This is a genomic window from Pseudomonas laurentiana, assembly GCF_014648275.1.
GTDB lineage: Bacteria > Pseudomonadota > Gammaproteobacteria > Pseudomonadales > Pseudomonadaceae > Aquipseudomonas > Aquipseudomonas laurentiana.
The window spans coordinates 418,006-425,953 of sequence record NZ_BMQU01000001.1; the positions used below are offsets into that span (position 1 = coordinate 418,006).

Genomic DNA, 7,948 nt, shown 5'->3' on the forward strand with positions numbered 1-7,948 from the left:
TTGTTGAATGATCACTGTTGAGGAGTCGCCCACCATGTCTGCCATTCCCTCGCGTACCCGTAAAGCACAATCAAAACGCCTTCAGGCAAACGAAGTACGGGCCTTGATACCTGATTTTCCCTTCGACTACGGTGCGTTCCTGGCTCAGGCCAACAAGCAGCCACTGGGCAGTGTCGACCCGAGTCACTATGGCAAGCAGGTGCTGGTGGTGGGGGCTGGCATCGCAGGCCTGACAGCGGCCTACGAGGCGATGCGCATGGGCTTGCACCCCGTTGTGGTCGACGCCAATGGTCGTGTGGGTGGGCGGCTCTACTCGAAAGTGGTGGGGGCGGAAAACAGCCAGAGTAGTGTGATCTGTGAGTTGGGCGCCATGCGTTTTCCGCTGTCAGGAAAGGCGCTTTATCATTATTTCGAAAAAGTGGGCATGGCCGATAACAGTACCGATTTCCCCAACCCGGGTACTGCGGCTGCACTCAGTACAGTGGTCGATTATCATGGGGAGAAGGATTATTACGAAGAGGGGACAGGCGACTTCCCAAGGCCAGACAAGTTTACGGAAATAGAGAACAACTTCTTTGATGTCTTTCTGCAACAACACCCCATTCGCTTTACCGAAATGGAACGGGCGATGTCTGTCGGTACTGTGGATCAGGCGCTGATTAAAACGATCTGGAATACCATTTTGCAGGTGCATGACTGGGATAACCTCAGCTTTCATGCCGCCATGGTCGAGGAAGCCGAATGGAGCGCCGAGGCGATCAACCTGTTTGGCCAAATTGGTTTCGGTACCGGCGGATGGAACACCGACTACCCCAACAGTTTTCTGGAAGTATTGCGGGTGCTGTACACCGGGCTCGATACCAATCATCGGCTCATGTATGACGGTGCTTCCGCGTTACCGACACGACTATGGAACAGCTCGCCAAGCACCTTTGGTGATGCGATGGCGCATTGGCCAGCAGGCACTACGGTTGAGGGGCGGTCGAAAGCCATCTTCGCAAACCCGTTGCGTCAGGAAGTCCGGCACATCATTCGCCAGGCGGATGATCAGTTTCTGGTTCATTTCCATGACCTGGATACCGGTGAGGAACAGGTCCTGCAGTTTTCCAGCGTCGTCTATACCCCCCATGTGCGTATTCTCGATAAATTGCGCTACATGGGTGGGCCGCAGCTGTTCACGGAGATGAACGCGTTGCTGAGCAAAGCCCAGTGGGAAGCGGTGATGTATACCCACTACATGCAGTCGGCGAAGATCTTTGCCGGTACCCGGGAAGCGTTCTGGAAGACGCGCGGCGAAGACGGCAAACAGTTGATGAGCATCACGTTGTCCGACCGGCTGACCCGTGGCACCTATCTGGTGGACTATGGCCAGAGCACCGGGACTTACAAGGGCAGCGGGATGTTCCTCTCATACACCTGGAACGACGACAGCCTGAAGTTTCTGGGTGACCGCGCTGCGCCGGTGCCAGGGCATGTCGAGCTGTGTACCACACTGCTGGATGTGGTTTATCCGGGGTTGGACGTGGCGTCCCGGTTTGCCACGCAGGACCCTTTCGTCGAGTTGAACTGGGAAGACCAGCCGCACTTTCTCGGCGCCTTCAAGATGAACCTGCCAGGGCAGTACGAGTATCAACGCCTGTTGTTCAGCCAATTCATGGAGGGGGTCGGTGGTGCCAGCCCCTATGGCTTTATCCTGGCCGGGGATGATGTGTCGTGGACCGGTGGTTGGGCGGAGGGCGCCGTGACCACCGCCTTGAATGCGGTGGACAAGTTGGCGGTCCAGTACGGCGGGAGCAGTACCAACGGTCCGATCAGCCAATGGGAGGCGCTCAAGCCCATTGAGCTTGCCGCCGGGCCCAAGAAAATGCCGCCTCATGAGGCTGCCCCTTACCCGCGCGGCAACCTCATGAAGGAGCAGATTAAACGCTGAAGCGGGCGACCAGGCTATTGAGGTCTACCGCCAGGCGCGACAGCTCGGCACTGGCTGCGCTGGTCTGGTGGGCGCCCGTGGCCGACTGCACCGACAGGTCATTGATATTGACCAGGTTGCGGTCGACTTCGCGGGCGACCTGAGCCTGCTCTTCGGCGGCGCTGGCGATCACCAGGTTGCGCTCGTTGATCTGCGCCACGGCGCCGGTGATGGTGTCCAGCGCCAAGCCGGCGCCGCGGGCGATGTTCAGAGTCGACTCGGCGCGCTCGGTGCTGTTGCGCATCGAATTGACCGCCTGCTCGGTTCCGCCCTGAATGCTGCCGACCATGCGTTCGATTTCACTGGTTGACTGTTGGGTACGGTGCGCCAGGGCACGTACTTCATCGGCCACCACGGCAAACCCGCGGCCCGCTTCACCGGCCCGCGCCGCCTCGATGGCGGCGTTCAGGGCCAACAGGTTGGTCTGGTCGGCCAGGCCGCGAATCACGTCCAGTACCTTGCCGATGTCGCGCGACTCTTCTGCCAGGTTGCCGACCAGTTCGGCAGTGCTCTGTACATCAGTGCTCATGCGTTCGATGGCGCTGACGGTTTCCATCACGAGGTCACGGCCATCACCGGCCGAGCGGGTGGCGTCTTTCGAGGCTTCCGAGGTGCTGACGGCGTTACGTGCCACTTCCTCGACTGCACTGGTCATCTCGGTGACGGCTGTGGCGGCCTGTTCGATCTCGTTATTCTGCTGCTGCAGGCCACGGGCGCTTTCCTCGGTGACGCTGTTCAGCTCTTCGGCTGCCGACGCCAGTTGGTTTGCCGAGCCGGAGATCTGGTGCAGGGTGTCGCGCAGCGTGTTCTGCATCTTTGCCATGGCCTGCAGCAGGCGCGCCGGTTCGTCCCGGCCTTGCGTCTGGATCGGGCGAGTCAGGTTACCTTCGGCAATCTGTTCGGCAACTTGCAGCGCATCGTTGATTGGCTTGACGATGCTTCGTGTCAGCAGCAGGGCGCAGACGAAGGTCAGCACGGTTGCGACCACCAGCAGTGCAATCACCAGGGTGAAGGCCGTGGCGTATTGGTCGGCGGCTGCCTGGTTGGTGTTGCGGGTTTGGTCGGTGTTGATGCGTACCAGATTCTCCATGAGCGTGTTGATCTGCTCGGAGCTGTCCAGCAGTTCATGGTTCAGCAAGGTACGCAGTTCATCCAGTTTGCCAGACTGGGCGTGGTTCTTCATACGCGTTTCCAGTTGGCGGTACTGGCTCAGCAACTGCACGTACTGGTTGTAGGTTGCGCGTTCGTTCTGATCGGCGATCAGCGGTTCGTAGGCTTTGCGCACTTCATCGATCTGTGCGTTGCGCTTGTCCATCAGTGCCAGCGTGGCGCTTAGCTCTGCGGGCTCGCGGTTAATCAGCAAGCGATAGGAAAGGCTGCGCAAGCGCAGAGTGAGTTGGTTGAGCTCGTCCAGGCTCTTGATGCTCGGGATACTGTTTTGCTCAATGACCACGCCCGCCTGGCGGATCGTGCTCATCTGGTTGAGCGCGAAAATGCCGAGCGCCATCATGAGCGCTCCGATCAAGGCGAAACCCAGCAGTGCGCGCGGCGCGATATTCATATTGCGTAGGGACATGGTCGTTATCCGAAAAAGAAAGGGCACGCAATCCGTGCGACGCATTTTGACGTACTGTGCCTATCGGTCGGATCGGACAAGACTTGAGACACTTTGGTCGAAAGTAGCCGTTGTGAATGAAATTTCATCTGGGCAATAGTGAGGGTGGCAGGGAACCGAGCTGTCCAATGTGTGTCAATCAACATCAAAGCGGGGCCTCTGGCCCAATATCCCTGGCGAGTGCGGCGAGTTTTCTTTATCGTGTGCGCCCCCTGCAAAAACCCCCGAGAAGGCATTATGTTGGAAACTTCCCTGAGTCAATTGGAACAACTGGTCAGCGACCTGGTACAGAAGAATCAGGAACTGGCTGAGCGCACCGCCAAGCTGGAAGCTGAACTGGTTCATGCCAAGGATGAAAACGACAGCCTGCAACTGAGCCTGCTGGAGCAGGAAGAGAAGCAGGGCGCAACGGCCGCGCGCATTCAGGCGCTGGTTGAGCGTGCTGGTGGTGGTGCTGTCAACGCATGAAAACGACCGCGCAGTCGATCAATGTCGTCTCGATCCTGGGCACCGATTACTCGATCAAGGCACCGGAAGGCGAAGAGCAGACCTTGCTCAAAGCGGTGCAGATGCTCAAGGCTTCGTTGGGTGACACCAAACGCAAGTACCCAGCCCTGATTGGCGACAAGCTGTTGGTGCTGGCGGCCCTGAACCTGTGCTCGCAGCAGATTGAACTGCAGCAGAAGCACCAGGAAGCCCTCGACCGTTATCAAGAGCAAGTCAACGCCACGGTCGACGTCATCGCCCGGACTATCGGTAGCAACTGATCGGCCATCCCAGACGTACTGCGCGCCGCTATGCGCCGGCCTTGCCGGCGATAGGCGCGTGGTGACCTCCAGAGCGCTTTTACAGCACCCGTCTTGAACCCTCTTCGAACTGAGGCCGATGCCTGCAGGGAACGGTATTGTTGCGCGCGAATGGAATAATTGGATACCAAAGTGTATACAGTTGTCTTGCCTGTTGCGGTACAGGGTCATTTGCTCGGGGGAGTTCCATGCAGTTCTGGCGGCGCAGTATTCAGTGGAAGTTGATTGCAAGCATGGGCGCAGCCCTATTAGCGAGCATTCTGGTCGTGGTCGGGATCTACACGGTGGCGGTTAACCGGCTGACGGAACGCTACCTGGTCGAGACGGCTCTGCCGGCCAGCATCGAGGCCATTCGAAACGACATCGAGCGGATGCTCGGCCAGCCGCTGACGGCGGCAGCAGACATCGCCAGCAATACCATGCTGCGTGACTGGTTGGCCGAGGGTGAAGATGCAAGCCAGCGGGCGCACTTTACCGGGTACCTGGATGCACTGCGCCAGCGCAATAACGCGTTTACGGCCCTGTTCGCCTCCACCGTCTCCAATCATTACTACAACGAAAAGGGCCTGGACCGTACCCTCAGCCGTGATAACCCGGCTGACAGTTGGTTCTTCCGCTTCACCGACAGTGGTGATGAGCGGATGCTCAATATTGACGTCGATGGCAGCTCGGGCGAAGTGGCGTTGTTCATCGACTACCGGGTAGAGATGGACGGCAAACTGGTCGGTATCGCCGGGCTGGGCCTGCGCTTGCATGAGCTGTCCGAGTTGATTCACAACTTCAGCTTCGGGGAGCGAGGGCGGGTGTTCCTGGTGCGCGGCGATGGTCTGATCCAGGTGCATCCGCAGGCCGAGTTCAGTGGTAAGCGCCAGCTCAGTGAACAGCTGGGTGAGGCGGCGGCGAAAACCGCCTTGGCACGTCAGGAGCGAGTGGTCAGTACGCGTTTTCAGCGTGATGGCGAAACCTTCCTGGCACTCAGCCTGCCGCTGCGCGACCTGAACTGGACGTTGGTCGCAGAAGTGCCCGAGTCGCAAATTTATGCCCAAGTGCATGAGACGGTCTGGTTGACCAGCCTGATCGGCCTCGCCGTGGCACTGCTGTCACTGCTACTGGTGGTCTGGCTGGCGCGTGGGCTGGTCAAGCCGATCCGTCAGGTGACCGCTGCACTGGTGGCCATCGGCAGTGGTGGTGGCGACCTCAGCCGTCGGCTGGATGAAGGACGCAGTGATGAGTTGGGTGATCTGGCCCGTGGCTTCAACCGCTTTATCGACAGCCAGCGAGAGCTGATCGGCCAGGTGCTGGGTACCACTGAGCGCTTGCACCAGGCGGTGGAGCAGGTGACCCAGGTGGTGGACAACACCGCTGATCGTTCTGTGCGGCAGCAGGAAATGACCGAAACGGTTGCCACAGCGGTCCATGAGATGGGTTTGACCGTGCAGGATATTGCGCAAAATGCCGGCAATGCGGCTCAGGCATCACAGGCTGCCCGCAATGAAGCCGAGCATGCGCGTGAGGTGGTACAGCGCTCGATCAGCCAGATCGAAGGCATGTCGAACGACATTGGCTCGGCCGCAGGTGCGGTTGGCGAGTTGGCTGCAGAAGTCGCCTCTATCGACGAAGTTTTAGCGGTAATCCGCAGTATTTCTGAACAGACCAACCTGTTGGCGCTGAATGCGGCCATCGAAGCGGCGCGAGCCGGGGAAATGGGCCGAGGTTTCGCCGTGGTGGCTGATGAAGTACGCACGTTGGCCCAGCGTACCCAGGTGTCCACGGGTGAGATCCAGCAGATGATTCAACGGCTCAAGCAGGGTACCGGCAATGCCGTGGCCTCAATGCAGGCCGGGCAGGTGGCAACCGGCGCCGGGGTGGCGTCGAGCCAGCGCACCGGGGCGTCGCTGGGGACCATTACGGATCAGGTGGAACATATCAGTGACATGAACCATCAGGTCGCCACTGCCACGGAGCAGCAGTCAGCGGTGACCGAGGAGATCAATCGCACGGTGCAGGGGATTTCTGACCTGGCTCGGCAAACCGCTGCTGAAGTGCGCGGTTGCCGAGACGAGTGTCAGGCCTTGCGTGAGCTGGCCGACGATCTGGCGCGGCAGATGGGCGGGTTTCGCCTGTAGCCGCTGAGGCGTCAGGCGCCCATGACGGTGCGGATATCTGCTGCCAATTCGCGTACCCGAGCCTCTTCGGTGTCCCAGGAGCACATGAACCGGGCGCCGCCGCTGCCGATGAAGGTATAAAAACGCCAGCCCTTGTTGCGCAATGCTTCCAGGGCGGGCTCCGACATTTGCAGGAACACGCCGTTGGCTTCCACTGGGAACATCAGTTCTACGCCGGGGATGTCGGCGACCAGCGAACTGAGCAATTGCGCGCAGTGGTTGGCATGGGCCGCGTGGCGCAGCCAGGCGCCGTCTTCCAGCAGGCCGACCCACGGCGCGGAGAGAAAGCGCATTTTCGACGCCAGTTGCCCGGCTTGTTTGCAACGGTAGTCGAAGTCTTCGGCGAGTTTGCGGTTGAAGAACAGGATCGCCTCACCCACCGCCATGCCGTTTTTGGTCCCGCCAAAGCACAGCACATCGACACCGGCTTTCCAGGTCAGATCGGCCGGGCTGCAGCCGAGGAAGGCGCAGGCGTTGCTGAAACGGGCGCCGTCCATATGCAGGTTCAGGCCCAGCTCCTTGCAGGTCGCGCTGATTGCCTTGAGTTCATCCGGGCGATAGACACTGCCCACCTCGGTAGCCTGGGTGATGGTCACTACTCGTGGTTTTGGGTAGTGGATGTCCTGGCGCTTGAGGGCGACTTCGCGGATGGAGGCCGGGGTCAGCTTGCCGCCTTCACTGCGGGCGGTCAGCAACTTGGAGCCGTTGGAGAAAAATTCCGGCGCGCCGCATTCGTCGGTTTCGACGTGGGCGGTCTCCGAGCAGATCACGCTGTGGTAGCTCTGGCATAACGACGACAGCGCCAGTGAGTTGGCCGCCGTGCCGTTGAAGGCAAAGAACACTTCGCAGTCGGTTTCAAACAGCTTGCGAAAGTGATCGGCCGCCCGTGCGGTCCATTGGTCGTCGCCATAGGCACGTTCGTGGCCGTGGTTGGCCTTTTCCATGGCGGCCCAGGCTTCGGGGCAGATACCGGAATAGTTGTCGCTGGCGAATTGTTGGCTTTGATCGGTCATGGTTCTGTCCTGAAAACGACGCAGACAAGCACTCTAAACCAAGATTCGGTGGAGTGTCTGCTGCTGTGTAGGCGCCGGGCCTGCCAGCGATGAGGCTGTCTGCTGTAAGGCTTTTCGCGGGATTTATCCTTCCTGTAAGACCGACTCTCGCACGGCCATGTCGTAAACGCACCTTTGCGTGGCGTCCATAGGCAACTGGGCTGCCTGCGTCGGTCATACCATCGAATCCAAAGGGCGCTGTCCATGTCATGTCGCCCACCTAATGAAAGCCCATGCCGCTGCCGGGAGAGATGCGATGTTCAGCAAGCAAGACCAGATCCAGGGTTATGACGATGCACTGCTGGCGGCGATGAATGCCGAAGAGCAGCGTCAGGAAGATC

Annotated in this window: 7 protein-coding genes and 1 pseudogene; 6 read left to right on the top strand and 2 right to left on the bottom strand. The window is 59.6% G+C overall.

Features of this window, described 5'->3' with window-relative positions:
• Positions 1-34 precede the first annotated feature (34 nt).
• The gene (locus tag IE038_RS01960; RefSeq protein ID WP_189395024.1) at positions 35-1,930 is read left to right on the top strand and encodes a flavin monoamine oxidase family protein; all 1,896 of its coding nucleotides are present in this window, start codon (positions 35-37) and stop codon (positions 1,928-1,930) included.
• Here the strand turns inward: IE038_RS01960 and IE038_RS01965 are convergent.
• Positions 1,920-3,545, bottom strand: a complete 1,626-nt coding sequence (locus tag IE038_RS01965) for a methyl-accepting chemotaxis protein (protein WP_189395025.1) — start codon at positions 3,543-3,545, stop codon at positions 1,920-1,922. The two genes, IE038_RS01960 and IE038_RS01965, sit on opposite strands and share 11 nt — an antisense overlap.
• A 276-nt stretch (positions 3,546-3,821) precedes the next feature.
• Between IE038_RS01965 and IE038_RS01970 the strand changes: the two genes are divergently transcribed.
• The 4 genes and pseudogenes from IE038_RS01970 to IE038_RS25150 all read left to right on the top strand — a co-directional run bounded on the left by IE038_RS01970 (position 3,822) and on the right by IE038_RS25150 (position 6,516).
• Complete coding sequence (locus IE038_RS01970) at positions 3,822-4,052, top strand: hypothetical protein (RefSeq protein WP_163935837.1); 231 nt, start codon at positions 3,822-3,824, stop codon at positions 4,050-4,052.
• The gene (locus tag IE038_RS01975; protein ID WP_163935839.1) at positions 4,049-4,351 is read left to right on the top strand and encodes a cell division protein ZapA; all 303 of its coding nucleotides are present in this window, start codon (positions 4,049-4,051) and stop codon (positions 4,349-4,351) included. Before IE038_RS01970 ends, IE038_RS01975 begins: the two co-directional genes overlap by 4 nt.
• A gap of 272 nt (positions 4,352-4,623) precedes the next feature.
• Positions 4,624-5,655, top strand: a pseudogene (locus IE038_RS25145) (HAMP domain-containing protein); the annotation flags it as partial.
• Positions 5,656-5,811: 156 nt separating this feature from the next.
• The gene (locus IE038_RS25150) at positions 5,812-6,516 is read left to right on the top strand and encodes a methyl-accepting chemotaxis protein (RefSeq protein ID WP_438810742.1); all 705 of its coding nucleotides are present in this window, start codon (positions 5,812-5,814) and stop codon (positions 6,514-6,516) included.
• A gap of 11 nt (positions 6,517-6,527) precedes the next feature.
• Here the strand turns inward: IE038_RS25150 and IE038_RS01985 are convergent, their stop codons facing one another.
• Complete coding sequence (locus tag IE038_RS01985; RefSeq protein WP_163935842.1) at positions 6,528-7,568, bottom strand: threonine aldolase family protein; 1,041 nt, start codon at positions 7,566-7,568, stop codon at positions 6,528-6,530.
• 295 nt (positions 7,569-7,863) lie between these two features.
• Between IE038_RS01985 and IE038_RS24360 the strand changes: the two genes are divergently transcribed.
• Positions 7,864-7,948: hypothetical protein (locus IE038_RS24360; protein ID WP_229775581.1), on the top strand; the 85-nt coding region annotated here is incomplete at its 3' end.

What these genes read in the sequence shown, in the direction of transcription:
- IE038_RS01960 (WP_189395024.1), top strand. Translation starts at nt 35, where the DNA reads ATGTCTGCCATTCCCTCGCGTACCCGTAAAGCACAATCAAAACGCCTT.
- IE038_RS01965 (WP_189395025.1), bottom strand. Translation starts at nt 3,545, where the DNA reads ATGTCCCTACGCAATATGAATATCGCGCCGCGCGCACTGCTGGGTTTC.
- IE038_RS01970 (WP_163935837.1), top strand. Translation starts at nt 3,822, where the DNA reads ATGTTGGAAACTTCCCTGAGTCAATTGGAACAACTGGTCAGCGACCTG.
- IE038_RS01975 (WP_163935839.1), top strand. Translation starts at nt 4,049, where the DNA reads ATGAAAACGACCGCGCAGTCGATCAATGTCGTCTCGATCCTGGGCACC.
- IE038_RS25150 (WP_438810742.1), top strand. Translation starts at nt 5,812, where the DNA reads ATGGGTTTGACCGTGCAGGATATTGCGCAAAATGCCGGCAATGCGGCT.
- IE038_RS01985 (WP_163935842.1), bottom strand. Translation starts at nt 7,568, where the DNA reads ATGACCGATCAAAGCCAACAATTCGCCAGCGACAACTATTCCGGTATC.